Here is a 26677-nt window from a genome sequence, read left to right on the forward strand (position 1 = left end):
AATAAATTAAGTTAAAAGGTGATGACTATGTTTGACGGAAGCGACGATTGGAACATAAGACTGATATTGGACAACGTGGAATTTTTACCGGACATCTATGCAAAGGTCACATTAATTCAAGCGGATACTGCCATGGCCAATTGCTTGAAGATGTATGAACTCGGATTGATGGATGCTGATGAACTGGAAAGAAGACGTCAGATATATATCAGACAATACAATGCCGTTGAGGAATTTACAAACGGCAAAAAATAAATAAAGATGTGAATTGAGAGTAATCCTCTCATTTTACAATGTTTTTAATCATTTGATGATGGCAAATATTATTTTAAGTAAAATATCAGATAACCTTCAGATTACCCCCTTCTTCGAGAATCAATTCTTTCTGTCCATTATACTGGGTTACTTTTGCCTTTATGTTAACTTTTTCGCCTCTATGTATCTCAACCACGTTTAACGTTGATGCAAATATTACCAGGTTGATTCTGGAGGTATTGTCCTTTAGGGTTATTATTGTCGTACCGCCTTTAGTCTTGTGTATATCCTCGACGATTGCCGTTACTTCCACCTGATTGTCTATTTTGGAGTTATCTATCTTATCTATGGTCAATTTCTCGGGATTGACATAGGGACTTAATAATATTATTGCAAGCAAACCAACAGCGGCCGTGATTATACATATTTTAAATATTTTATTATCGTTCATAATATTTTATACAATATATACTATATTAATCATATTATTAAATGTTTGTCAAATTTTCAATTATATTCTTACATTTTAGTACATCATCAAAATTATTTAATTCAATGATGCCGTAATCAATCCTTTTAAGCAGGTCCAACTCCAGGGTACCATCACCCAATGCGATATGCTCATCATGCAATCCATCATTATCATGTATATGGCAATAACTGATATTATCCAACCCCAATAGTTCAGATAGATTATTTGTAGTATTTGCATGGCCGGTATCAATAGTCAAGTTACAGCCCGTGGCATTCTGTATCAATTCAAGCTCATCAAGGGTGTTTGCCAAAAAGGATTTTCTAACGGGCATGTTTTCAACAGATATTTCAACCTTTGAGCTGTCCATTATCTTGCCGATACTTTCTATTGCCAATTCCAACGCATACTTTCTCAGTCTTGAATCATTACGACCGATTTTTCCCGGATGAACCGTTATTGTCTTGGCACCTATTCTTTCAGCATAGCCCGCACAATGAATCATCTGCCTAACACTTTCAGACCTTATTCCCTTGTTGATACTTGCAATGTTAATGTCAACGGTTGGTGCATGTATCCTAATGTCCAATCCACAATCCTTAAATATATACTTATTTTCCCTTTCATAGAAGATGTCCTCTGCCAGAATTTCCAGCATTTCAAATTCATGCCTTTTTGCCGTGTCAATTATTTCCTCGTTAGATTTCATAAACAGGGATAACGTTGAAAAACCAAGTTTCATAGCAAACCACCAAATAGAATATTATCATTATTAAATTATATGTCTTTTCAGATAGATTAATTAACCTGCAATTAATTTCATCTTCCAAAAAAAATAAATTAAACTAAAAAAAAGCTTATGGCAACTCCCTATGGTTACATCCGATTTACAGGATTAGCGGTTAGCTTGAACTAACTTTTGTTTTTAAATAACCAATATTACAAATAGAATAACAATAGGAGTAATTTTATATGAAATATTATGTAATTAACAGCAGTCCAAGAAAAAACTACAATACGAGTCAATTGTTAGATAAGGTAACTGAAGGAATAACAGATGCACTTAAAGATAAAACCGAGAATGTTGAAATAGAAAGAGTAAATTTATATGATTTAAACTATACAGGTTGCAGGTCATGCTTCTTATGTAAACAAAAGGACGGACCATTTTATGGAACATGTCCTGTAAATGATGACATAAAGGACATAATAGCCGATATGACCAGTTGTGACGGCATAATTTTTGGAAGCCCGGTATACTTTGCAGACATAAATGGAATGATTAGATCATTTATTGAAAGATTATGTTTCCCACAGTTTCCATACGCCGATATAGACATTAGCAAAAAACGCATGCCGACCGGTATAATATATGACATGAACATTAAGGAGGATAATCCATCAATGCCATTTTATAATAGCGTGTTCGACTTTTTGGAGGAGAATTTTATTGGAAGGGTATTTACCAAGCCGTACTCACTTAAAGTAAACAACACGTACCAATTTGATGATTATTCAAAATACGTTAATGAATGGTTTGATGAAGAGGATAAACGACTGCAAAGAGAAACCCAATTTCCTAAGGACTTGGAAAAAGCATATGAAATGGGAGTCAAAATTGCAAATGATTCAATGAATAAATAACCTAGGATATTTCAAATATTTCCTTGAAATATTCTTTTATTTCTTCACGACAATCATCGTACTCTCCTGATTGAATACCATAAACACCCAATTCATATAAAATCTTATTTAATGATCTTCCTTTGCTTGTCAATATGTACTTTGTATTGGACTTGACAGATATCTTCTCAACTAATTTTTCATCCATCAAGAATTTAAGTGTATCCGACAATACGTTACTGCTTAGTTGGGAATTAATTTCCTTAAATTCATTGAAGTGTTCATATCCATTAAACATATCCCACAACAATATAACGGCCCATTTTCTATTGATTATTTCTACAGTCTCCCTTATGGGACACCTGTTTGCTAATACTTGCTTAACATCCATCTGCATCACTGTTTATAATATATGTTAAATGTAATATTTTAGAGGAAGGGTTAGTTTAAACTAACTTAACTTTTTATAGAAAAAGGAAGGTATTCATGAAAAGATTGGAGAAGATGAATCTTGAAAAAAATTAGTTATCAGGAGTTTTGTAACTCCAACATTTGATGAAGCTTGGCGATTGTATCCACCTGGTCCAATCCTATGTCATCACGTACTCGTTTTATTGCCGGAAATCTCAACGAATAGCCGGATTCATATTCATTGCTTTCAACTATTTCACTGTAGGCCACCTCAAGTATAACGGCCGGCTTGAACACCACCGTCTGCTCTGAGGTTGATATGATGTATTCCTGCATTCGGTCTGTCATGTTTGCAAGCATTTCATCATCCATTCCTGTTGCGGCATGTACCAGGGTTTTATATTCACCGCTGTCCTCATCGTATAATGATAAGAGGTATGATCCGAAGAACTTGGCACGTTTGCCCTTACCATATATTCCACCGGTTATTACACAATCCAATGTTTCACGTATTGGCTTGTATTTTAGCATTGCCTTTCCACGTTTTCCCGGTGAATATGGACTGGTTTTGTCCTTGAACATTATTCCCTCATGTCCGGCTTCTATTGACCAGTTGAATAATTCTTCGGCTTCATTATAGTTTTCAGGTGTTACCATTCGCATAGTACTTAGTTCAACATGATCGGATTCGGTTACAATTTCCTCAAGCAGTTGTCTTCTTTTTTCAAGTGGTTCTTCAGCGGTAGGTTTTTTATAATATAATACATCAAAGAGGAATAGTTTAAGCGGCACTTCATCCATCATCTTGTCTATGTCATATTTTCTTTTGACCCTCTGCAATATGTACTGGAATGAAATCGGTTTTCCATCCTTTGTTGCTATAACTTCCCCCTCTACTATGAAGTCTTCATCGTCAATGGCACCTTCGACGTATTCCACTACCTCAGGAAGAGCGTTTGTAACGTTTTCCAGTCTTCTTGTGAAAATCTTTGTTGTCCCGTCAAAGTGGTGTATCTGCACTCTTATTCCATCATATTTTGTTTCACTGATTACTTCCTTCATCTCATCTATGCTTTCCTTTATTCCGGGACTTAGTTGTGCAAGCATTGGACGTATCGGCTTACCCGGCTGGATTGTCAAGCTTTTTACCGATTCAACTGACTCTGTGGCCCTTTTTGCAACTTCTCCCAAATCGTTTGAGAGCATGTATGCACGGTCTATTACGTCTTTGTCGATATCATATGCCTTTGCTATTGCATCTACAAGGGTACCTTCACCGACACCTATACGTAGCCTTTCGGTTATTGTCCGAGTAATGTATTTTGCCTCTATTGGCTCGGCTGAGGTATACAGCTCCAACAGATAGTTTAGTTTCTTGTTCTGTGATTTGCTTCCGGTTATCTCTTCCGTTTTTCTTAGGTTGGAGATTACCTTTGCTACTGTCAGGGGTACCTTGAAGAACGTTACCTGCTTATTGTTTGCAACCAACTCCTCTGTTATTTCTCCCATATCCCCGACGGATGCCAGCTTGTTTTCTATGACTGTGGTGTTTTCACCCAGAAGCTTTGAGAGTGCCTTTATGATTAGCTGGGTGGATATTCCCATCTCCTTTTCACTCCATGGAGGAAATATTTTTCCCTGCAATAGAAGCGTGATGTCATATGTTATCTCGGGATCGTTTTGCTTGATGTCCTTCAGAAAATCCGCGAGTATGTCCCTTTTTTCCAGGCGTGCAGGTGTAGCTGCTACCTTTTCATAGCATTCCACCAGTTTTATGTATGATGTTTTGGTCATTTTTATCACTGATTTATATTAATGATTTGTAGAGCATTCCATTTCCTTCTTTGATTTTGAATATTTTCACGTCATTGTCGTTTGCCAGTTGGTTATATTCATTGATTTTTTCTTCATTGAAGTTTTTTCCAAGATATATTGCCTCGGGCTTCAGGAAGTCCACTTCAATCTCATCGTCGGTTAGACTGTAGACGTTTTCAAGGTCATCCTTTATTAAGTCATATATCTCATCAGACTCAATCAGAGATATGACCTCATTTATTATTGATTTATAGTCATATTCAAGACAATCTTCTTTCATTACAAGATAATTCTTTTTGTTTAACTCCATTATCTTTGGATGTGTCATTACCTTTTCATATGCCGGCTGAAGGATTCTGTCAAGTAGCGAGTATTCCTTTTCATTGTATTTGTAGGAGTAAATGTATTCCCATCCGTTATCCTCATCGTTGATGTCATTGTCCACTTTTACAAGGCTTGCACAGTATGCGTTGTATATTTCATGGTCAAAGTCATCCCGGGATAGTTTGCTGCTTGAGTATACTACCGGAAACAGCTTGGATAAGTGATATGCATTGGTTTGGGATATTTCCTTAAAGTCATATGTAAGGCATATTCCCTCATGGCTGTTTGCATATTTATCCCATGTGTGTATCTTGTTGTATGGTGTTTGGAATGTTAGGGTGTATATGTTGTCCCGGTAGAGTTTCATTGTAAAGTATGTGTTTACTAGTGAAAATATCAGCTGTTGGTTTATGAATTCATTCATCGTATTTTTCCATTGCATCTGGTCATCGACGGTCATGTCACCTGTATCCTTTGAGTAGACCAAGGTCATCAGTTTGATGAATGGAAAATCGGCTTTTTCTATGATTTCTTTTTCGTCATCCTTTAGAAATGTTGGATCTTCCTGTTTTAGGTTTTCTATTTGCTGTTGTGTGACTGCATTTAGTTGTGTTTTTATCGTTTCAACGTAATCCACACTGATTATGTCCTCATTGTAGTTTAATGATAATTTTGCCTTTTTGAGTTTGACTTTTGCGGCAAATAATTCTTCAACATTCAATTCATCAACATTCTTATAGAACTTGGCTATTACTGGTGGAAAGTGTTCGAATTTTAGTTTATCCGCCTTTTCCAATTCTTCTTTTGTATTGTTGTTTCCAGAGAATATTTCAAAAAAACTTCTCTTCCATTCTTTGTTTAAGCTTTCATCTAACATATAATCCCCGTTTTAATATTTAGTATAGTAATGTTTAATATCTAATTAATTTGTTTTGTAATATTTTTTGTTTATAATATTATTATATATGTAGTTCAAAGTAAAAAATTTTTATATGAGTATCATCATAAAATAATATTCTCACAAAAAAATGAATAGTACAAAAATACAATATATAATATACTGAAGACAAAAAAAATATCATGATAATAACAATTAAAGAAGGAGGTTAAACATGGACTATTTTCAAATGCTGGAAGAAAAAACGCAGGAACTGTATGCCATAGCAAGAGAGGCTAGAAAACAGGGAAAAGACCTGGAATTGGAACCTGAAATCCCACTTGCAAAGGACTTGGCCGAGCGTGTGGAAGGGCTTGTTGGTCCTGAAGGAGTGGCTAAAAGAATCAAGGAACTGGAAAAGTCTATGAGCCGTGAAGAGGTAGCATTCCAGATTGCAAAGGAAATTGCTACAAAGGATGACGTGACCGGTGAGGACAATAACTATGAAGTTCAGGAAGCAAACGCTGACAGTGCTATCCGTACGGCCCTTGCTATTCTTACAGAAGGAGTAGTGGCAGCACCCCTGGAGGGTATTGCTAAGGTTAAGATTAAGGATAACCCTGACGGCGGCAAATGTTTTGGTGTTTACTTTGCAGGTCCTATCCGTAGTGCCGGTGGTACCGCTGCAGCTTTGGCCGTTCTTTTAGGTGATTATATTAGGATTGCCCAGGGACTTGACAGATACAAGCCAACTGATGATGAAATTGAAAGATACGTAGAGGAAGTTGAACTGTACGAGTCAGAGGTTACCAACCTTCAGTATTCTCCTACACCCGAAGAGGTAAGGCTTGCAATTAGGGGTATTCCCGTTGAGGTAACCGGTGAGCCTACAGATCAAATTGAGGTACAGAACAGGGATTTGCCGCGTGTTGAAACAAACAATATACGTGGTGGAGCATTGCTTGCTGTAGCTGAGGGAGTTATTCAGAAGTCCCGTAAGATTATAAAGTATGCCAGCACCCTGAAGATTGACGGTTGGAGCTGGCTTGAATACTTCACCGCACCTAAAAGTGAGAAAAAAGAGGAAGGAAAAAACGAAGAGAAAAAGGACAAGCCAAAAAAGAAGAAGGCTAAATATCTTGAGGATATCATAGGTGGAAGACCAGTATTGTCATATCCTGGTGCTAAGGGTGGTTTCAGATTAAGATATGGCAGAACCAGAGATAGTGGACTTGCTTCAATGGCTATTCATCCTGCCACTATGGAGATTATTGAGTTTTTGGCAGTCGGTACCCAGATGAAGATTGAAAAGCCGGGTAAGGGTAACTGTGTGGTGCCGTGTGACTCTATTGAAGGTCCTATCGTTAAGCTTAAAAATGGGGATGTTGTCCAGGTTAATTCCATCAGCCAGGCAATCAAGCTAAGAAGGGATGTTATTGAAATATTGTTTGTAGGTGACATGCTTGTGGCATTCGGTGAATACCTGAGGGGTAACATACCTCTTGATGCATCATGTTGGTGTGAGGAATGGTGGGCACAGGAGGTCGAGGTGTCTGATTACTTCAAAGATAGCCATGATGACTTTGGAATTGGCTTTAAGGAAAACCTTGAACTTGATGACTTGTTGAAGTTGGATATTGACATTCACAAGGCCATTGAGATAGCCCAAAAAACGGATACACCTCTTCATCCTAAATATACCTATTATTATCATGATATTTCCAAGGAGGAGATGAATAACCTTAGGGATTATCTTTATTCATTGTTTGAAAGTCCCGATAAGGTATTTAATGTGGACATGAACAGGATTCCTATCGATTATAACAAAAGGATAGTGGAGGTTCTGGGTATTTGTCATCATGTTAACAACAATTCATTTGTTATGAGCAATGATGATTTGTATGCCCTTATGTATACCGTTCCTAAACGTTTGACCGATGATGAGGACGTCAGTACTCTTGAGGCCATTAACAGAAATAGTCCCGTTAAGATAAAGGCTAAGGCTCCCGTATTTATTGGTGGAAGGATGGGTAGGCCTGAAAAGACTAAGGAACGACTTATGAAACCTGCACCTCACTCCCTGTTTCCTATAGGAAACTATGCGGGTAATATCCGTAACATAGTGGAGGCCGCCAAGAAGGGAACTATCAAGGTTGATTTGGCCAAGTGCAGATGTACCAATCCTGACTGTATGGTTACCTCCTTCAAGGCAATCTGTCCGGTCTGCGGTTCAAGGACTGAACTTCAGAATTCCGGTTCGTCTAATATCAAGTTAGGTAAGCTGCTTGCCGATGCATTTGACAGTGTTAATGTCAGAAGACTTGACGAGGTCAAGGGAGTTAAGGGTTTGATTTCACAGGATAAGTTCCCTGAACCATTGGAGAAGGGTATTCTTCGTGCAAAAAACGGGGTGTTTACATATAGGGATGGTACTGTTAGACATGACTCCACTGATTTGCCGTTGACGCATTTTATTCCACGTGAAATAGGCGTTAGTCATGAGAAGATTTTGGAGATGGATTATACGGAGGACATCTATGGTAATCCTATTACCAATGATGATCAGATAATTGAGCTTAAGATACAGGATATCGTTGTCAGTGAAAGTTGTGGGGATTATCTGTTAAGGGTTTCAAACTTTATTGATGATTTGCTTGTTAAGTATTATAATATGGAACCGTTCTATAATGCGGAAACTAGGGTTGATTTAGTGGGTCATCTTGTAGCGGGACTTGCACCGCACACATCTGCGGGTGTTCTTGCAAGAATTGTTGGTTTTACCAAGGCCAGTGGTTGTTATGCTCATCCTTACTTCCATTCTGCTAAAAGGAGAAACTGTGACAGTGATGAGGATGCCGTGATGTTGCTTTTGGATGCCTTGCTTAACTTCGGTAAGACGTATCTTCCTAATACCCGTGGTGGTAGTATGGATGCTCCTCTGGTTTTAAGTATTCGAATTGATCCGGAGGAAATTGATGATGAGTCCCACAATATTGACTGTGTTGCCAGAATTCCTTTGGAGATTTATCGTAAGACTGAGGAGGGTGGTGTGAAGCCGTCTGATGTTAATGATTTGATGGATAATGTCGAGTCAAGGTTAGGTACTGATGCCCAGTATAAAGGTTTAATGTATTCACACCCAACTAGTTCGATACATGCCGGACCAAAAATTTGTCTTTATAAAACATTGCAGTCAATGCCTGAAAAGGTTGAACGGCAGATTGGTTTGGCTGAAATGTTAAGATGCGTTGACCAAAAAGGTGTTGTTGAGGGTGTTTTAAACTCTCACTTCCTACCAGATATGGCTGGTAATATTAGAGCATTTTCCAGGCAGAAAGTAAGGTGTACTAAGTGTGGAGCCAAGTATAGGCGAATTCCTTTATCAGGAGAATGTACTTGCGGTAACCCATTAATATTCAGTATATCAAAAGGTTCTGTTTTGAAGTATTTGGAGATTTCAAAGGAATTATGTCAGAAATATCCGATTAATCCGTATGTAGTAGAACGTATTGAGATATTGGAGACTTCTATTAATTCTTTATTTGAAAGTGATAAATCTAAGCAGAGTTCTTTGGACGTATTCTTCTAACCCCCATATTTTTTTTAACAATAAAAATAGTTTATTACTATACGAACTGTTTTAATATATACGAACTACTTTTTTAAAAAAATGCGACTTATTAAATACTAGGACAACCAAAGTAATAATAAGAAATAATGACTAAAAAATTTTTACCACTATAATAGGATGGACGTGAAAAAATGATGAAAGACCCAGAAACAATTCAAGAAGCATATAACCTAAACGATATATATGTTATCAAAAACGATGGAATTAAAGAGAAATTCAGTTATGAAAAACTAATCCGTTCATGTATAATGATAAACATCCCACTAGGATTATCAGAAAAAATAGCATACAAAGTATCTAAAGAAGCACATGACAACATAACAACAAAGGAAATAAAAACCATAATATATGAAATACTCAAAAAGGAAAACGTAAATCTTGCAGACAAATACTACAACACAAACACATTACGTGTAAGAACAGGTAGAGATACAATAGAACCATTCGATAAGACAAAAATTGCAAATACCTTAATTCAGGAAACACAGACAACACCGAAATTAGCAAACAAGATAGCTAATGAAGTGTATAAAGAACTTAAAAAATTAGAGTTAGACTATCTAACAGCACCAATAATAAGGGAAATGGTTAATACAAAATTAACCGAAAACGGTCTTGAATCATTAAGAAGAAAATACACAAGATTAGGAATGCCAGTATACAACATTACAAACCTAATCGAATCAGGAAACAAAGATAATGCAAACATGATGCACAACCCTGAAACAATACACAAATACGTAGCAGACGAGTCATTAAAACAATACGCATTATTAAACATACTCCCACACAACCTGGCAGATGCACACATGAACGGTAGCGTACACATACACGACCTAGAGTTCTTTGCAGGAAGACCATTAAACTGTCTGCAACACGACCTCAGACAATTCATAAAATACGGATTAAAAGTGGATGGAACAGGAGATCATACAAGTGTAGCAGGAGCACCTAACCACATAGAAACACTCATGAACCACTCCGGAGAAATCATGCTCGCAGCACAGCAGAACATGAGCGGTGGACAAGCAATGAGTCTATGGAACGTATTCGTAGCACCATTTGCAGTAGGCCTTCCATATGAAAAAATCCAACAAGCAGTGGAAATGTTCATATTCAACCTAAACATGGCATACGCTGCCCGTGGAGGACAAGTACCATTTACAAGTGTAGGACTTGAATTTACCGTACCGGACTTCCTAAAGAATGAACCGGCATACGGCCCTGGAGGAAAACAGGTAGGAGTATATGGAGACTACGAAAAAGAGGTAAGACTCATTCAAAGAGCATTCACCGAAGCATTAATCAAAGGAGACTCCGAAGGAAAACCACACCTCTTCCCAAACACCATCTACTACCTAAGAAAAGAATGTCTAACACCTGAATTTACCGAAGACATTGAAAGAGTACACTTCCTATCAGCAAAATTCGGAACAGCATACTTCATCAACATGCTACCAAAATACATGGGAAACCATACCAACTACATGGGATGCCGTACAAGATTCTCAGACGACTGGACAGGAGACTGGGATACTGATACCCTAAGAACAGGAAACCTTGCATATGTAACCATGAACCTGCCACGTATCGGATACAATGCACGAGATGAAAATGAAATCTTCGACTACCTTGATGACTATATGGGCATAGTTGAAGACGTATTGATGATTAGAAGAGAAAGAGCACTCAAATGTCTAAATGACTACAAATTACTACCGTTTTTAACACAAAAAGTAGGTGACGACCCATACTACAGAATTGAAAACAGTACACTTTCATTCGGATTTGTAGGATTAAATGAAATGCTGCTGGCACAGACAGGTGCAGGATTGGAGAACCCTGACTCCAACAAGTTAGGATTAAAAGTAATCCAATACATAAATGACAGGGCAAGCCAACTTAAAAGTGATACGGGACTAAGATGGAGTGTAATCCAAACACCGGCTGAAAGTACCGCATACAGATTTGCAACCATGGACAGGGAAAAATATCCTGATCAAATAATATGTAATGGAGACTCATCCGCTTCATACTACACAAACAGTAGCCACGTACCGGTAGATACCGGAATGAGCCTACCTGAAAAAATAAAAATAGAATCCGAATACCACCCATTAACTCGTGGTGGACACATATTCCATGCATTCATGGGTGAATCATACAGTAATCCGGACAGTCTAATGAGCCTGACCGATAAGATAACCCACAAAACAGATATCGGTTTCTGGGCATACAGTAGTGCATTAAGTTTCTGTGTAAACTGTAAAACTTTAATGAAAGGCTTACAATCAAAATGTACACATTGTGGTGAAACACAAGAAGTAGAATGGTATGATAGAATAACAGGATACGTTCAACAAGTAGGTCATGCCAAAAATGCATCCGGTGGATGGAATGCAGGTAAAAAACAAGAACTATTAGACAGAAACAGATGGCAGAAATAAATGCATTATTTCTACCTTAACCCTTTTTTTTAGATTAAATAATCATTATCCAAAGTAACTGCAGTACCATAGATAGCAATCAATACATCTGGTGGAAACTGCTGATTATAGTTAGTATACTCTATTTCTATATCAATAATTGCATTAGCACCTATTTCTTCGGCATTTTTCTTCAAATCATTAAGCATATACTCTTTTGCAATTGCATAATCCTGTTGTTTAAGCATGTTTTTCTTAGATACGTCTGAACCAATAAATTCAACTACCTCTTCTGGCTTTTTATCCTCAAATTCAATAACCTTTTCTGAAAATATCAATCCATGATATTCTTTTATAGGTATTTCCGGTTCGTTGGTCAATACTAAAACATCAGATGAAACATACTCCTGTACATCCGCAATAGGCGTAATTTTACTACGTTTGACAAATATCGTCTCAAGTGAAGAACCAACACGACCCATCAAATAAATGAATAACAACAACAAGGCCAATACCATATAATTTATTGTCAATGGAAATGCTGCCTGCAGCATCAAAATAACTCCGGCAATTGTGAAAAGATTCCACGTTATTGCATTAGATGTAAATACCCAACCTAACGCGTTGGTTATAATAAACAATATAATGGAACTTATTGCACCGGAAGTTTCACCCGTGAAGTTCTTTGAAACAAATGTTTCAACAAAACCAGCAATTATTGGAGATATTATAATATAAATATTAAATCCAAATATAGCCAGGTTTAATTTGATACATATCTGAACGGAGATTAATCCTGCTATTGTTCCAAGAATTATTGCAATAAGAAATGATAATTTTTTATTATTTATTTTATCATAAACACTCATGATTAATTCCTCTGATTAATTATTAGAATGACATTATTTAAATCATTTCGTAATAATTATAAAAACATAAATTGTATAATATGAAAGGTACATAATAATAAAATAGCGAAAAATTTTTGGATAATATAAAATTAATACCTTGAAAGAAAGACATGATTATACGCTTTAAAATTAATCATATTATCATAAATAACGTTAAGAGGATAGAACAATGAAAGACGTAGATTTACTAGTATTAGGACACACAGCATTTGATTACATAATGCAAGTAGAAGAATTTTCAAAAATTAACACATCCGCCATAGTTAATAAAATGGAAACATTTAATGGTGGTGCTGCCGGAAATGTAGCGGTTGTTGCAAGTAAACTTGGATTAGACGTAGGATTAATATCCTGTATAGGTAAAGATTTTAAAGATAGTGATTATGAGAATTATTTAAAAGATTTGGACATCGACATATCAGACATGATAGTATCAACAACTGCCAATACCCCTACCGCATTTGTCTTGACGAATCCCGAAGATGAACAGATGTTCTACTTTTACTGGGGAGCAGCAGAGATGTATGAAAAATCAGACATTCCTAAAGAGGCAATCGACAAATCAAAAGCTGTTCACTTAGCAACCGGTGATCCGGAATTCAATATTAAAGCTGGAAAATATGCATATGAACAGAATAAATTAGTATCCTTTGATCCAGGGCAAGATTTACATTTATACACTACAAATAACCTGAAAGAGGTAATATCCAACTGTAACATCCTATTCGGTAATGAACACGAAATCGAACATATATGCTTCCTCTTGGACAAGGATGTTAATGAATTACTTGAAGCCGGACCGGAGATGATTGTAAAGACTCTCGGTAAGAATGGAAGCATAATTTATGTTAAAGATGAAGACCCAATGGAAATAGAGGTAGTGTCCACTGAAGCATTTGATCCTACAGGTGCAGGAGACTCATATCGTGCAGCATTTTTAAGAATGTATTTAAGAGACAATGACATTAAAACCTGTGGCCGCTTTGCAAGTACGGTTTCATCATACATTGTTGAAAGTCAGGGCACACAGACAAACATCCCAACGATTGACCAGGCCCTCGACAGAATGGACTACAACTGGTCAAAAAGTACAGACAACATTAATCATTAAACCCCCTCTTTTTATCCCCTTTTTTTATCAGATTTAATCAGATATTCTTTTTACTAAAGGTTTAACCATCCAATCCAAAGAAAGTAATCAGCCTGCATTTTAAAAAAGTACCCCTCAATCACACCATAACTATTTTTTAAAAATGCATAAATAAACATAATACTGTTATATAAAAAATAATTGAAAATCATTGGAAAAAATAAAGGATTAGTTTATTGAAAATAAATAATGCTTTATGTAAATCAATCAGAATGGATAAAAAAGCTGTTAAAATCATTGATATAACCTAATCTATATATAGTATTAATCATTAAGTAAGTATTAGTTTGTATGAAAGCAATCGTTGAATAATTCAACTTTTCATAAAAACAAAAAATCTAAAAAAAATCTAAAAAAAATCTAAAAAAAATCAATAGTGGAGTAATTATCATGACACAGATGCAAGAAGCAAAAAAAGGTAATATTACAGAGGCCATGAAAAATGTGGCCGAAAATGAAAAATTAGATGTTGAATACATAAGAAAAATGGTTGCAAAAGGATACATTGCCATTCCTGACAACAATCAGAGAGAAAGCGTTGCAGTTGGCATAGGCCAAAACCTACGTACCAAGGTAAATGCGACAATCGGTACATCCACCGACATCATCGATGTGGATATGGAACTGGAAAAGGCAAAGATAGCCGAAGAAGCTGGTGCCGATACACTGATGGAATTAAGTATCGGAGGAGACCTGGATGCCATAAGAAGACGCGTACTTAAAAATACCGAAAAACCTGTTGGAAGCGTACCCATATATCAAACAGCGGTTGAATCAATACAAAACAATGGATCTGCAATATACATGGATTCAGATGATATGATAAAGAATATTGAAAAACAGGCCAAAGATGGAATAGACTTTATGGCAATACACTGCTCCGTTAACAGGGAGACATTGAAAAGATTAAAACATGAAGACAGAAAAGGCGGACTGGTAAGCAGGGGAGGATCATTCATATCCTCATGGATGGTTGAAAATGATGCCGAAAACCCGTTATATGAAAACTATGACCAGATATTGGACATCACAGAGGAGTATGATGTATGTTTAAGTATGGCAAATGCCATGAGAGCAGGGGCCTTGACCGATTCTACCGACAGGGCACAAATCCAAGAACTAATAGTTCTCGGAGAACTTGTGGACAGAGCCAGGCAAAGAGGAGTTCAAACAATAGTTGAAGGACCGGGACATATACCTATAAATGAGATTGAAACGAACATCAACATTCAAAAGAAAATGTGTAAAAATGCTCCATTTTACATGTTAGGTCCAATAGTAACAGATATTGCACCTGCATATGACCATATTGTATCGGCTATTGGAGCTGCCCAATGTGCAAGATATGGTGCAGACTTCATCTGTTATGTAACACCGGCAGAACACTTGGCATTACCTGGACGTCAGGACGTGAAAGATGGAGTAATAGCTACCAGAATTGGAGCTCACGCAGGGGACATAGCAGTCGATATGGACAGATTTGGAGAAGATGACATCAGGATGGCGGATGCCAGAAAATCATTAAACTGGAACAAGCAATACTCATGTGCCTTGTGGCCGGAAGATGCTAAGGCAATAAGGGACAAAAGACCACCTGAAGAGGCAGATACATGTACAATGTGTGGAAATTACTGTGCGATAAAAATAGTTAACAAGTGGTTGGATAAAGCCAGTACCGATACATTTGATGATTAAATCGCTACGGCCTTTAGTGAAATATCCTGACGGATAATGAAAAAAAATTTAATAGGAAGAATATTCCTATTATCACTCCTTTTAAAAAATAGATTAACGTAATTTATTATGGTGCAAAGAACTTTGTAACCTCTTTAACATAGTCTGCCTTTGACAGTACCGATATCTTCTGATTCTTATGGAATACTGTATCTTTTTGTGGTATAATCAAATCGTCATCATCATAAACAGCACATACAACATAATTCTCAGTTGGACTATAATCAAGCACACGTTTTCCATATAGCTGACTGTTTTCTATCCTTAAATCCAAAAGTTCCGTGGAACCTCTACCGAGCACTATCAAATCGGCTACTTTCGGCCTTGTAATAACCCTTTCTAAATATGCTGCCACGGTTGATTCAGGGCTTACTGTAATATCCACGCCTACCTTCTTAAATGCATCCACGTGGGCCAAATCGTTTACACGTGCAATAACCTTTTTTACGTTCTCGTAATCCTGACATAACACTGACGCCAATAGATTTATACTGTCCTTTCCAGTTGCGGCTACAAATACATCCGCATCTGCTATATCCGCATCTTCCAATACCTGAATGGACGTTGCATCACCATGAATTACCATTGCATCTGTCTGTTCGGCTATCTCTTCTGATTTGGAATATTCACTCTCAATTATAGTTACATTTAAACCTTCTTTAATTAATGATTGGGAAAGATTTAATCCAACCCTTCCACCACCAACTATAATCACATACATGAAATAATCACCATAATATAATTCAATATTAATTATTTTATCATAGCTAATATAAAAATAATTACACCATCAAACAATAAAAATATTAAACATCAAAAACAGATATTTATATAATATAGTTTAATGAAAAAAGCTCAGAGAGTAAACTCGAGTTTATAAACTTTAAAATTAATATTTCAAAATAAACATAAATTATTTAATGAAAAACTAATTTTAAGATAACAATAATCAATAATAAAGTTTTATACTTATCTATTTACCTTACAAAAAAATATTTTAGTGATAAAATGAGTAAACATTGGACAGAAAGAATTGCAGAAGAATTAAGTAAAGAAGATAGAGACGAATATGTAGTCGGTAGTGGAACATCAATTTCCGGTTCAATACATATCGGAAACAGTTGTGATGTATTCATTGCAAACGCGGTGAGTAAAGAATTAAGAAAACTGGGTAAAAATGCCAGGACATTATGGATTGCAGATGATTATGATCCATTAAGAAAAGTTCCATATCCATTACCTGAATCATACACACAATATCTGGGACAGCCTTACTATGAAATACCATGTCCTGAAGGTTGTTGTGAAAACTTCGTTGAACACTTCCAAAAACCGTTTACAGATGCACTTGAATCATTTGATATCCAGGATTTGGAAATAAAAAGCGGAGCATACATGTACAAAAATGGCCAATATACCGAAGCTACCAGACTGGCCTTGGAAAATGCCGATAGAATCAGGGAAATATTCAACGAATACAGAGAACATCCCCTTAAAGATACATGGCTACCATATAACCCCATCTGTAGTGAATGTGGAAGGGTAAATACAACAGAGGCATATGACTATGAGGACACCACCGTCAAATACAGATGTGAATGTGGTCATGAAGGTGAAATGGATTATACGACGGGTAAAGGAAAGCTAACCTGGAGAGTAGAATGGGCTGCCAGATGGAAAATATTAAACATTACCTGTGAACCATTCGGTAAAGACCATGCCGCCAGTGGTGGTTCATATGATGTAAGTAAAATAATATCCGAGGAAATATTTGATTATCCTGCACCATATCCTGTTCCATATGAATGGATTACATTAGATGGAGATGCCATGAGTAAATCCAAAGGTGTATTCTTCAGCCCTGAAGCATGGATTAAAATAGGAAAACCGGAAACGTTAAATTACTTTATATTCAGGAACAAACCATTAAAACCTAAGGATTTCTCCCCTAAAATGGGATTCTTAGACTTGATGGACCAATATGATAGAGTAGAACGTATTGCATATGACATTGAAGAGGCAAGCAATGAGAAGGAAAAACAGAAACTGACAAAAATCTATGAAATAGCCCAAATTAATGAAATGACTGATGAAATGCCTTTCCAACCATCATACAGATTCCTGACTGTCAGTTACCAGATAGCTAATGGGGATGCCGCAAAGATTTATGAAATATTAAAAAACAATCACCAGCTTCCTGCAAGATTGGAAGATGTTTCCTATGAGGACTTATCAGACTGGGACAGACAGACCTATCTTCAAAGGCTTGAATATGTACATAACTGGTTAGATACATATGCCCCTAAATTTGTTAAATTCCAGGTAATGAAGAAGATGCCTAGAATTGAAATTACTCCTGAACAGACAGAGTTTTTAAATCAAATAGCAGACGTACTTGAAAACGAGAGCTTTGAAAATGATGTGGCATTCCATGACAGGATGTATGAAGTTCTTGAATCACTTGAGATGAAACCTCAAAAGGCGTTCCAGGCAATATATAAAACAATTCTTGGTAAAAAACAGGGCCCTAAAGCGGCTTCATTTGTATTATCATTGGATAAGGACTTTGTTATAAAAAGATTTAGATTAGAAGAATAGATTATTCTTTTAATAATACTTCTTTTTAAAAACCTTTTTTAACTTTTATTCGACATTTTTTATTTGACTTTTTTTAGTATGAAATTATATGTGTTCAAAGCCATATTTTTCTGTTAATTTTTGTGCACGATGTGATGCATAATTAAGAAATTTATCAATTGAAGTATCATTTTTAACATTCAATGCACTGATTATATGTTGTGTCTGTTTAGAAATTACATCATAAGTGTATTGACATCTATATGACATGCTTTTATTTACAAATGTATACAGTGAATCCTCCTGTTCAACCAGTTTGATAGCTTCATGAAATGAATTGACCACATTAACTATGTCAAAATCCAAATCATAATCTACAAGAGTATTCCATGCAAGCCTATGGGCAGATCCGTCAACTTCAACAAAATTAAGTCCATCAAGATCATGAATATCATTAAATTTCTCCTTTTTATCAGACAATAACAATAAATTATCCCTTGCAAGTGGTACCGGCTCCAAATTCATCATATAAGCACGTACCGGATCGTCAAAACTCAAAATATCAACCATTCCCTGATTCGTAAGTTTGATAGCCGATTGCATATCAGTCTGCAGTATACGGACGTCAATATGATATGCCATGGCCAACTGTCTTAGAAATTCACAGGATACAAATCCACCCGATATCGTGACAACATCATCATCCTTTAAACGCTCTTCGTACAACTCGTAATCGGACAAGATGTCCAATGCATAATCAGTCAAAACAGAACCCTTATTTGAAACCAGGACCAGTTTCTTATCCAACAATTCTTCAGCCTGTAAAATTCTACGATTCAAGACTGTGTGAGCTATATTCAATGAATTTGCAGCCTTTCTCTGAGATTTATGAATATTTATTGCCTTTAACGTGTCAAATAACTTATAATCAAACAGGATGTCATTGACTTCATAATTTAATTTTTTATCTTCAACCATGATAGACACTTCAATTAAAATATTTAATAAAAAGTAAATATATATTTTAATATATAATTAAATAGGAAATGTTAATTTTCCATTAGCAATAATTTTTAAATTATAATCGATAAATAAGAGGGTATTATAAAAATGGTATATTATGATGCTGTTAATGAAATAATAAGTAACGTAAAAAAATCAACACAAGAAGTAAATCAAGACGACCTTAAAGAAATGATAAACACTATAAAAGAAGCAGATAGCATATTTGTAATGGGATTAGGTCGTTCAGGTTTAGTTGCAAAGGCATTTGCAATGCGTCTAATGCACTTAGGATTAAACGTGTATGTTGTAGGTGAAACAATAACTCCTGCAATTACTGAAAAAGACTGTTTAATTGCAATATCCGGTTCCGGTGAAACAAGCTATATTCTTAGTACCACCGATACTGCAATAGACATAGGCTCCAAGATAATAGCTATTACATCCTATCCTGAAAGTAGTTTAGGTAAAAAATCAGATGTTGTTGTTGAAGTAAAAGGAAGAACAAAAAATGAAAATGAGCCTAGTTATATAAAAAGACAAATAAGCGGACAACACCAAACACTATCCCCTCTTGGTACATTATTCGAGATAAGTGCATTAGTATTCCTGGATTCAACTATTGCACAATTAATGTATGAATATGGCCTGACAGAAAAAGATTTAAAAGCAAGACATACCGTGTTAGAATAAAGAATCCTAACACACTTTTTTTATTTGAAAAATCACTTTTTTATATCTTTAATCACATTTTTTAGACTCCATCCATGCCATTAAAAAGTTGGCTATATTACCACCAAATTTATCTGTTCATCCACATCGCTATATCTTATCTCCACTACCTCACTTTTTATTTCATCAATGTTAATATCCACCGTTTGATGAAGCAATTGTCCCTGCAGACGCAGCGTCAGTATCAGTTCATCATCATCATTTATATTCAATAATATTCCGGGAATGAAAACCCTGTTAAATGATATTTCAACAAGCGAGTTTTCAGTGAAGTTATCTATGATAAAATCATTCAGGTTATCTTCCTTAATAGTTATAGTTTCCATAATATTACCTGACTTTTACCCATAGCTGGCCCTTACCGTTTGCTCCGATATCACCAATATATAAATCATAGCTGCCGAAGAAATATTTGTTGTTTATAAGGGGATTACATACTCTTTCCTTACGTTTGAATCCTTGAAGCATATCCTTTATGTGGCCATTTACAACTATGACTCCCTTTTTCATCTGTCCACCGGGCCAGCTTTCAACATCACCGTCTATCTGTATAAATCCTCCGGCCATATGAACTCCGGGCAGTATGTCACAGTTTCCCTTGATGTGTATATAACCGTTCAGCATACAGTCTGCCAGTTGTTTTCCCGCATTTTTTTCAATTATGATTGTTCCACCATTCATTCCACGCCATTCACCCACATATGATGAACCGCAGAATTCACGTACGCTCCCGTTTACCTCTATCAATCCACCGGTCATTTCCCGTCCAAGGTAGCTTTCGGCGTTACCGTTTATTATCAGATGTCCACCTGACATCATTGCCCCCGCATGCAAATCAACATCACCGTTGGCTATGATTATGCCACAGGACATTTCATTTCCAATGTATTTTATCCTGCCAAGCTCTCCATTGATTATTACTTTGCAGTCGCGTGGCTTATCAGCACTGCCCTCTACTTCCACGTCAAAGAATTCATTCAGTTTCTTCTTTCTGTTTCCCTGATAGACTATGACTTCATTTAGTTTATCCATGCTTTTGTCATACAATAGTTCAGGCAGAACATTGTCAAATTCCAGCGGAATTTTTACCTGCCTTTTCAATGACAACCTGATTGTCCTCATATTAATCCACCTCCGAATAGTTTATATCAAACCGCGTGTCCGGTTTAATGTAATGATTGTTTACCCCATAGTTTTCATACTTTATGGTGTAGTACTTGTTAAATAGGGGCCGTATTGATTTGATTAATTCCTTTTCCTTATCCTCCATTCCACATACATTACACCATAGATGATTACTTTTTACCAGTTTAACTATTTGTCCATCCTTTACGAGTATATTTCCATCTTTAATTGTGTATAAACTGTTTAACAGTTTATTCTCCAGTATTTTGGAGTTGGACTTTAATGTAGCGTCAAAGTCATCAACGTCAATATCATATACGCTCACGTCGGCCTTGGCATTTAAGCCCAAATGTCCCCTGTCATTTAATCCAAGTATCTTTGCCGGACTTGCACGGGTTATTACTGCAATGTCGTTCCAGGAGTATTCCCTATCATATGATGCTATTGCAGTACGTCGTGTTGCCCAATTATGCACATGATTATCAAGCATGTCATTTAATTTTTCATTACTCATAAGCCAGCTTATCACCCTTGGATATCTGATGAATGGCCCACCATTCGGTGAATCTGTAGTCAATGCAATTTTCCATGGATTCTTTACTCCCAGGAAGAATTCCAATCCAACTGCCCATTGCAGTACACTTACGGGTGCCCTTTTGGAGTATATTGATGGTATTAATCCTGATGCCGTTTCCACTTCTATGTCCTTGTTAGCCCATTTTAATCCCGTCAGCCTGAATAAATCATACTCCATCGGTGCATCTGCAGTCATTGTTGTAGTTTCATCAAATGTTATCTGGCCGATATCACATGTCAGGTGATCGTTTTTGTTGATGTAGTCTATCAGTTCTGTAGCACCGGATGTTACATCCCTCCAGCTTGTTCCCTTGTATGCATGGAACTGTACGTGTGTACAGTGGAGTATCTGGTCACGTTCCACATTCTTATTCTTCTTCAATCCCTTGACGCAGTCAAATGTTTCAAGTGTTGTCTCATAGTTTCCAGGATGACCTAGGTCGTTTGTATGAACATGTACGGAATGGGGCAGTCCAAGTCTCTCATTAACCTTTGTCAGTGATGTTATGACCTGTCTTCCTGTTACGTTCCAGTGAGGCTCCGGATCATCCAATCCATCCACGTTCTTTCCCCAACCCCATGCTTCACTTCCGCATGGATTTACAATCTTAATACCGTACCCTTTTGCCAATTTCAGCCATTTGGAGATGAATACTGTTAAATCATCCATGTTGTTGTCTCTTACATACTTCAGCATGAACCAGTTGTTTCCGAATAGGGTTAATGTGGGAATATCCAAGTTTGGAATGCTTTCTATTTCTTCATGTGCATGTTTTGCCTCTAGTGGCGGTACTGCTGCTTCTGTGACTGTAGTGTAACCCATCTTGGTATATCGGTATCCTATTGTCGGACATGACGGTATTGAAAAGCCCGTTTCAAATCCCTGTACAGAGTTTGGTGCCTTCTTAATTCCACGTCTTGTATCCTCCGGTCGGTATAGTCTTCCTACGGCCAACTTTGGACCTGCTATGTGTGAATGCAGATCCACTCCGCCGGGCATTACCAGCTTACCTGATACGTCCAGCACTTTAGCATCTTTTGACACGGCATCCGTGATGAATCCATCCCTGATTAGAATGTCCTTTGTTTCACCATTAATGTTATTTTTGGGATCAAATACGACCCCTCCTTTCAATATATATTCCATTATAATGCCCCATCCTTTTGTTTTAAGGAGTTAACCCTTTGCTTTAACTGATTTAATATCCACCAGTCGGAATGACAATTTTCCGGTTTTTCAACTACCTTTTTCATAAATAGTGGAATTGAATCCATCCTGTATCCGGTACCCTCCGTTTCAACACCTATTCGTGTACTTGGGAGAACTATATCAGATAATTCCGTGTACGGTCCCCAGTGGGTATCTATCTGTACAACCGGTATGTCAACCAAGTGTCTGATTGAATAACCCGGAAATTGAACTCCTGGATCTGCGGCCACCGCTAAAAAGAAGTCCGGTTCTCTCCTGTTTAGTAAATCAATTGTGGTTGTTTCTCCAACCATGTATCGTGGATATCCTCTTGAGAAGTCAACTCCATACGGATAACCTGTCTGTGTTGTCATGGCTATGTTGAAACCGTTTACGTTGAAAAATCCCCTCATAGGCAGCATAGCCCACTTTGTATACCTGTTTAAGTCTTCAATCAATTGAATCAATATGTCCACATTTCTTTGTTTGGCCAATGTCTGTGACAGTCCCAGTCCGAAGAACAATGAACCGCATTCGGCATTTTTCATGATATCTATCAGTTCATATATTTTTTCTTTTTTAACTCCTGCCACTTCGTCAACATCCAACTTATTGCCCTTCAAGACCATTCTCATTGCATTAAAGAGTTCATAGTCCTCATTCATATTGAATTGTATCCACTCGTCAGATACCTTGGCGGTGTTTGTGTATTTGGGATCCAGCGTTATTACTGTTCTGTCATCACGTCCGTTTGGTCTGAAATAGCCCTGCGCAAATGTGGTGTATCGGGATAAGTGTCTTGGATGGTCATCCATTGGATTTGTTCCTATGTATATTATTACATCGGCACGATTTTTTACTTCTCCCAGCGTCATTACAGGATGACCCACATTCTGAAATGCCTGTATGGAAGTTCCGTGACAGATTGTTGACTGGTTATCTATTACAGAACCAGTACTTTCTGCCAGTGATATTCCCTCCTTTATTGCCTCTACTGATGTTTCTCCCCATCCATATAATACCGGCCGTTGACTGTTATACAGCAAAGTAGCCACCTTATCAAGTGCAATATCCCATGTTGTTTCTTCAAGTATTCCATCCGTGTTGCGTATCATTGGATTTAGCAATCTTTGATCCTGGTCGTTTATTATTTTACTTGCACCCAATCTACAGGCATGTCGTACTCCCACGATTTTTTTATCCTTCAGGAGATATGTTATGTCGTCACAGTTGTTTCCACAATAGGAACAGCAGCAGTGTCTTACCTCTTCATCATAATCTGTTATAGGTTTATGTTCCATAATTTAACCTCTTTTTATATAAATTGGTAATTGACCCAATGACTGGTCATTATTTGAGGGATATTTGTTATATGTTTTTCTCATAAGATCAGCTACCAGTAGTACTTGCCTGTCTGATTTTCTGATTTTACCTTTTATTCCCTTATATGTCGGTATGTTACAGCAGTACGTCTCAGGACTGACTATGATGTTTGACCATGGCCCCTTTGGAATAAAAATCATTCCCCTATGTGGTGCGTCATGTGATATATCAACAAATAAGGTAACTTCACCCCATTTCGTGATAACATCTATCTTATCCCTGGGATTTAAGGATAATAATTCCATATCCTCCTGGTCCATAAATGCGACTGCCGTTGCTTGTCGGTATTCATCCTTTAATGTTGAACCTTTCTTTTCATAAAAAGCCTGGATGACGCTTGAACCGGTATTGATTATTATATCTAATTCATCCATTTTAATTCTCCTTATGATAAATAGCCTTTGTTGGACATGTTTGATTACATTTCATACATTTTTGACATTTTTCCGGATGGAATAACGTTACAACACCATTTTCAACTAGCATTATTACTTCCGTTGTATTCGGACCACTTCCACCACTGATTTCCGGACATATACTTTGATTAACCGGACACACTATTACACATGCCCCACATCCTAAACAATACTTTTGATTAACTTTTAACATGAAATACTCCCTAAAAAAATCATAAAATATCCGATGATTAAAATTCATGAAATAATTCTTACTCTGAAAAAAAATCTTTATAATTATAATCCATTGAAGAATTATACCATGAATTCTTTGAATAAAATTATATTGTTTTTAGTTAATAAAATTTATAGGAATATAACACTCCTAGAAAATAAGCTTTTTTAATCTTAAATCCACATATCACTCAGTTATCTTCAAGTTTCAAGTTCATATAATCACCACTTTGAAATAATAGAGAGGAGAGTTTAAAATTACTCGACAAGATGAGTAAAACATGACACTTTTTACTCTACAGGATGAGTAAACATATTAATATAAAAATGAGTATATAAAAATTACGAAAAAATAGAAAGATAGTTTTTATTGACTGATTAGGATAATTTTTTGAATATAAATTGATAGAGCAAGAGTCTCTTGTTTCTTGGATGTTAATTCCCGTTATATTTTAACTTCAAAAATTATAGAAAGAAACAATAATGGGACAATGTTGAAATAAAGCATTTAGATAATCTAAAAGAAATATCTGATATCAAAAAGTTTATTTCCATATAGGATATTATAACTATTTATGAAAATTTGATTTTGTAATTAATTAAAATTCAATTTGAAAATATTGATAATAAATAAAAGTGATAAATTACAAAGATATTATTATAAAAAAATTTTAAAATTACGGATGTAATATATATGGGAAAAGTAAAAAAAGAAGACATATTATCAATCGTGGACAGCTATGACAAAAGTGACATTACCATCGCTACATTAGGTAGCCACACAGCTCTTCATATCCTAAGAGGAGCTAAACAAGAAGGTTTTAAAACAGCAGTCGTATGTGAAAAAGGAAAAGAAGTACCATACGAACGATTTGGCGTAGCCGATGAATTCATATTTGTAGATGAATATAAAGATATTGTTAATGAAGAAGTTCAGGAACAATTAAAAGCTATGAATGCTATCGTAGTTCCTCATGGTTCTTTTGTTGCATATGCAGGATTAAGCAATGTTGAAGATAAATTCAACGTACCAATGTTTGGAAACAGAGATGTTCTAAGATGGGAAGCTGAACGTGACAAGGAAAGAAAAATGATTACTGAATCCGGTATCAGAATGCCTATGAAATATGAAAACCCAGAAGACATAGACGGTGCAGTAATGGTTAAATTCCCAGGAGCCAGAGGTGGACAAGGATATTTCATATGTTCCAGTTACGAGGAATTCCAAGAAAAAATCAATGAGATGAAAGGAAGAAACTGGATTACTGATGATGATGTAAAAGAAGCACATATTGAAGAATATGTATGTGGAACAAACTTCTGTATCCATTACTTCTACTCAGCACTTAAAGATGAAGTCGAAGTGTTAGGTATGGACAGCAGATATGAAACCAACATCGACGGTATCGTAAGAATTCCTGCACAGGAACAAATCGAAGCCAACTTAAGTCCTTCATATGTTGTAAGTGGTAACCACCCAGTTGTTATCAGAGAATCCTTACTTCCACAGGTATTCAAAAACGGTGATCAATTAGTGGAAACTGCTAAAGAATTAGTTAAACCTGGTATGAACGGTCCATTCTGTTTACAATGTATGGTTAACGATGACAGAGAAATTGTTATCTTTGAAATGAGTGCCCGTATCGATGGTGGAACAAACACATTCATGAACGGTTCAGCATACTCATACATCCAATTTGGAGAACCTATGAGTATGGGTCGTAGAATCTCAAGAGAAATTAAAAATGCAATAGAAGAAGATAGATTAGATGTTATTTTAACATAAATCTACCAATTCTTTTTTTTAATGTTCTAAACCCCTTACTCTTGTTTTA

Annotated in this window: 23 protein-coding genes; 9 read left to right on the forward strand and 14 right to left on the reverse strand. The window is 36.3% G+C overall.

Features of this window, described 5'->3' with window-relative positions; translation table 11 throughout:
• The first annotated feature begins 27 nt into the window (after window positions 1–27).
• Window positions 28–255 carry a hypothetical protein gene (locus tag AW729_RS05935; protein ID WP_112124242.1) on the forward strand — a complete coding sequence of 76 codons (228 nt, stop codon included), beginning with the start codon at window positions 28–30 and terminating at the stop codon, window positions 253–255.
• A gap of 85 nt (window positions 256–340) precedes the next feature.
• Here the strand turns inward: AW729_RS05935 and AW729_RS05940 are convergent, their stop codons facing one another.
• Both AW729_RS05940 and AW729_RS05945 read right to left on the reverse strand, forming a co-directional pair.
• Window positions 341–706: an OB-fold nucleic acid binding domain-containing protein gene (locus AW729_RS05940; RefSeq protein ID WP_112124243.1), complete on the reverse strand. Its 366-nt coding sequence runs from the start codon at window positions 704–706 to the stop codon at window positions 341–343.
• Window positions 707–743: 37 nt separating this feature from the next.
• Window positions 744–1469 carry a sugar phosphate isomerase/epimerase gene (locus AW729_RS05945; RefSeq protein WP_112124244.1) on the reverse strand — a complete coding sequence of 242 codons (726 nt, stop codon included), beginning with the start codon at window positions 1467–1469 and terminating at the stop codon, window positions 744–746.
• A gap of 230 nt (window positions 1470–1699) precedes the next feature.
• On the opposite strand from AW729_RS05945, the gene AW729_RS05950 reads away from it, so the two are divergent.
• Entirely contained in the window at window positions 1700–2371 is a 672-nt protein-coding gene (locus AW729_RS05950; RefSeq protein ID WP_112124245.1) for a flavodoxin family protein, read from the forward strand.
• Window position 2372: 1 nt separating this feature from the next.
• Here the strand turns inward: AW729_RS05950 and AW729_RS05955 are convergent, their stop codons facing one another.
• The 3 genes from AW729_RS05955 to AW729_RS05965 form a co-directional block, all read right to left on the reverse strand.
• Window positions 2373–2741: a helix-turn-helix domain-containing protein gene (locus AW729_RS05955; protein WP_162685817.1), complete on the reverse strand. Its 369-nt coding sequence runs from the start codon at window positions 2739–2741 to the stop codon at window positions 2373–2375.
• 137 nt (window positions 2742–2878) lie between these two features.
• The gene (locus AW729_RS05960; RefSeq protein ID WP_112124247.1) at window positions 2879–4555 is read right to left on the reverse strand and encodes an ATP-dependent DNA ligase; all 1677 of its coding nucleotides are present in this window, start codon (window positions 4553–4555) and stop codon (window positions 2879–2881) included.
• A gap of 13 nt (window positions 4556–4568) precedes the next feature.
• Window positions 4569–5777, reverse strand: a complete 1209-nt coding sequence (locus AW729_RS05965; RefSeq protein WP_112124248.1) for a hypothetical protein — start codon at window positions 5775–5777, stop codon at window positions 4569–4571.
• A gap of 235 nt (window positions 5778–6012) precedes the next feature.
• On the opposite strand from AW729_RS05965, the gene polC reads away from it, so the two are divergent.
• On the forward strand, window positions 6013–9366 hold the full coding sequence (gene polC, locus AW729_RS05970) for a DNA polymerase II large subunit (protein WP_112124249.1): 3354 nt from the start codon (window positions 6013–6015) through the stop codon (window positions 9364–9366).
• 173 nt (window positions 9367–9539) lie between these two features.
• Complete coding sequence (nrdD, locus tag AW729_RS05975) at window positions 9540–11855, forward strand: anaerobic ribonucleoside-triphosphate reductase (RefSeq protein WP_204355173.1); 2316 nt, start codon at window positions 9540–9542, stop codon at window positions 11853–11855.
• A 29-nt stretch (window positions 11856–11884) separates the two neighbouring features.
• Here the strand turns inward: nrdD and AW729_RS05980 are convergent, their stop codons facing one another.
• A complete protein-coding gene (locus AW729_RS05980) occupies window positions 11885–12703 on the reverse strand; it encodes a heavy metal-binding domain-containing protein (protein WP_112124250.1) in 819 nt (272 codons plus the stop codon).
• A 211-nt stretch (window positions 12704–12914) separates the two neighbouring features.
• Here AW729_RS05980 and AW729_RS05985 point away from each other — a divergent pair, with 211 nt between their 5' ends.
• Window positions 12915–13856, forward strand: a complete 942-nt coding sequence (locus AW729_RS05985; protein WP_112124251.1) for a carbohydrate kinase family protein — start codon at window positions 12915–12917, stop codon at window positions 13854–13856.
• Between the two features lie 429 nt (window positions 13857–14285).
• Window positions 14286–15590, forward strand: a complete 1305-nt coding sequence (gene thiC, locus AW729_RS05990; protein WP_112124252.1) for a phosphomethylpyrimidine synthase — start codon at window positions 14286–14288, stop codon at window positions 15588–15590.
• A 106-nt stretch (window positions 15591–15696) separates the two neighbouring features.
• Here the strand turns inward: thiC and AW729_RS05995 are convergent, their stop codons facing one another.
• A complete protein-coding gene (locus AW729_RS05995; protein ID WP_112124253.1) occupies window positions 15697–16350 on the reverse strand; it encodes a TrkA family potassium uptake protein in 654 nt (217 codons plus the stop codon).
• Window positions 16351–16637: 287 nt separating this feature from the next.
• Between AW729_RS05995 and lysS the strand changes: the two genes are divergently transcribed.
• On the forward strand, window positions 16638–18227 hold the full coding sequence (gene lysS, locus AW729_RS06000) for a lysine--tRNA ligase (protein WP_112124254.1): 1590 nt from the start codon (window positions 16638–16640) through the stop codon (window positions 18225–18227).
• 84 nt (window positions 18228–18311) lie between these two features.
• Here lysS and AW729_RS06005 read toward each other — a convergent pair whose 3' ends face one another.
• Window positions 18312–19184, reverse strand: coding sequence for a LysR family transcriptional regulator (locus AW729_RS06005; protein WP_112124255.1), 873 nt, complete (start codon window positions 19182–19184; stop codon window positions 18312–18314).
• A 132-nt stretch (window positions 19185–19316) separates the two neighbouring features.
• Here AW729_RS06005 and hxlB point away from each other — a divergent pair, with 132 nt between their 5' ends.
• Entirely contained in the window at window positions 19317–19901 is a 585-nt protein-coding gene (gene hxlB, locus AW729_RS06010; RefSeq protein WP_112124256.1) for a 6-phospho-3-hexuloisomerase, read from the forward strand.
• 92 nt (window positions 19902–19993) lie between these two features.
• Here the strand turns inward: hxlB and AW729_RS06015 are convergent, their stop codons facing one another.
• From AW729_RS06015 to AW729_RS06040, 6 genes are read right to left on the reverse strand one after another with little or no spacing between them, the layout of a single operon-like run.
• The gene (locus AW729_RS06015; RefSeq protein WP_112124257.1) at window positions 19994–20266 is read right to left on the reverse strand and encodes a DUF2097 family protein; all 273 of its coding nucleotides are present in this window, start codon (window positions 20264–20266) and stop codon (window positions 19994–19996) included.
• 4 nt (window positions 20267–20270) lie between these two features.
• Window positions 20271–21062 carry a formylmethanofuran dehydrogenase subunit C gene (locus AW729_RS06020; protein WP_112124258.1) on the reverse strand — a complete coding sequence of 264 codons (792 nt, stop codon included), beginning with the start codon at window positions 21060–21062 and terminating at the stop codon, window positions 20271–20273.
• Between the two features lies 1 nt (window position 21063).
• Window positions 21064–22788: a formylmethanofuran dehydrogenase subunit A gene (locus AW729_RS06025; RefSeq protein WP_112124259.1), complete on the reverse strand. Its 1725-nt coding sequence runs from the start codon at window positions 22786–22788 to the stop codon at window positions 21064–21066.
• Window positions 22788–24131 (reverse strand): formylmethanofuran dehydrogenase subunit B, encoded by a 1344-nt coding sequence (locus AW729_RS06030; protein ID WP_112124260.1) that lies wholly within the window; start codon window positions 24129–24131, stop codon window positions 22788–22790. The genes AW729_RS06025 and AW729_RS06030 overlap by 1 nt, the downstream gene beginning before the upstream one ends.
• A gap of 3 nt (window positions 24132–24134) precedes the next feature.
• Window positions 24135–24587 (reverse strand): molybdopterin dinucleotide binding domain-containing protein, encoded by a 453-nt coding sequence (locus AW729_RS06035; protein WP_112124261.1) that lies wholly within the window; start codon window positions 24585–24587, stop codon window positions 24135–24137.
• Window position 24588: 1 nt separating this feature from the next.
• On the reverse strand, window positions 24589–24822 hold the full coding sequence (locus tag AW729_RS06040; RefSeq protein ID WP_112124262.1) for a ferredoxin family protein: 234 nt from the start codon (window positions 24820–24822) through the stop codon (window positions 24589–24591).
• 714 nt (window positions 24823–25536) lie between these two features.
• Between AW729_RS06040 and AW729_RS06045 the strand changes: the two genes are divergently transcribed.
• Window positions 25537–26628 (forward strand): formate--phosphoribosylaminoimidazolecarboxamide ligase, encoded by a 1092-nt coding sequence (locus tag AW729_RS06045; protein ID WP_112124263.1) that lies wholly within the window; start codon window positions 25537–25539, stop codon window positions 26626–26628.
• Window positions 26629–26677: the final 49 nt, after the last annotated feature.

This window comes from Methanosphaera sp. BMS, from assembly GCF_003268005.1.
In the GTDB taxonomy this organism is placed as follows: domain Archaea; phylum Methanobacteriota; class Methanobacteria; order Methanobacteriales; family Methanobacteriaceae; genus Methanosphaera.

Coding starts and splice junctions, on each gene's coding strand:
- AW729_RS05935 (WP_112124242.1), top strand. CDS start 28: ATGTTTGACGGAAGCGACGATTGGAACATAAGACTGATATTGGACAAC.
- AW729_RS05940 (WP_112124243.1), bottom strand. CDS start 706: ATGAACGATAATAAAATATTTAAAATATGTATAATCACGGCCGCTGTT.
- AW729_RS05945 (WP_112124244.1), bottom strand. CDS start 1,469: ATGAAACTTGGTTTTTCAACGTTATCCCTGTTTATGAAATCTAACGAG.
- AW729_RS05950 (WP_112124245.1), top strand. CDS start 1,700: ATGAAATATTATGTAATTAACAGCAGTCCAAGAAAAAACTACAATACG.
- AW729_RS05955 (WP_162685817.1), bottom strand. CDS start 2,741: ATGGATGTTAAGCAAGTATTAGCAAACAGGTGTCCCATAAGGGAGACT.
- AW729_RS05960 (WP_112124247.1), bottom strand. CDS start 4,555: ATGACCAAAACATCATACATAAAACTGGTGGAATGCTATGAAAAGGTA.
- AW729_RS05965 (WP_112124248.1), bottom strand. CDS start 5,777: ATGTTAGATGAAAGCTTAAACAAAGAATGGAAGAGAAGTTTTTTTGAA.
- polC (WP_112124249.1), top strand. CDS start 6,013: ATGGACTATTTTCAAATGCTGGAAGAAAAAACGCAGGAACTGTATGCC.
- nrdD (WP_204355173.1), top strand. CDS start 9,540: ATGATGAAAGACCCAGAAACAATTCAAGAAGCATATAACCTAAACGAT.
- AW729_RS05980 (WP_112124250.1), bottom strand. CDS start 12,703: ATGAGTGTTTATGATAAAATAAATAATAAAAAATTATCATTTCTTATT.
- AW729_RS05985 (WP_112124251.1), top strand. CDS start 12,915: ATGAAAGACGTAGATTTACTAGTATTAGGACACACAGCATTTGATTAC.
- thiC (WP_112124252.1), top strand. CDS start 14,286: ATGACACAGATGCAAGAAGCAAAAAAAGGTAATATTACAGAGGCCATG.
- AW729_RS05995 (WP_112124253.1), bottom strand. CDS start 16,350: ATGTATGTGATTATAGTTGGTGGTGGAAGGGTTGGATTAAATCTTTCC.
- lysS (WP_112124254.1), top strand. CDS start 16,638: ATGAGTAAACATTGGACAGAAAGAATTGCAGAAGAATTAAGTAAAGAA.
- AW729_RS06005 (WP_112124255.1), bottom strand. CDS start 19,184: ATGGTTGAAGATAAAAAATTAAATTATGAAGTCAATGACATCCTGTTT.
- hxlB (WP_112124256.1), top strand. CDS start 19,317: ATGGTATATTATGATGCTGTTAATGAAATAATAAGTAACGTAAAAAAA.
- AW729_RS06015 (WP_112124257.1), bottom strand. CDS start 20,266: ATGGAAACTATAACTATTAAGGAAGATAACCTGAATGATTTTATCATA.
- AW729_RS06020 (WP_112124258.1), bottom strand. CDS start 21,062: ATGAGGACAATCAGGTTGTCATTGAAAAGGCAGGTAAAAATTCCGCTG.
- AW729_RS06025 (WP_112124259.1), bottom strand. CDS start 22,788: ATGGAATATATATTGAAAGGAGGGGTCGTATTTGATCCCAAAAATAAC.
- AW729_RS06030 (WP_112124260.1), bottom strand. CDS start 24,131: ATGGAACATAAACCTATAACAGATTATGATGAAGAGGTAAGACACTGC.
- AW729_RS06035 (WP_112124261.1), bottom strand. CDS start 24,587: ATGGATGAATTAGATATAATAATCAATACCGGTTCAAGCGTCATCCAG.
- AW729_RS06040 (WP_112124262.1), bottom strand. CDS start 24,822: ATGTTAAAAGTTAATCAAAAGTATTGTTTAGGATGTGGGGCATGTGTA.
- AW729_RS06045 (WP_112124263.1), top strand. CDS start 25,537: ATGGGAAAAGTAAAAAAAGAAGACATATTATCAATCGTGGACAGCTAT.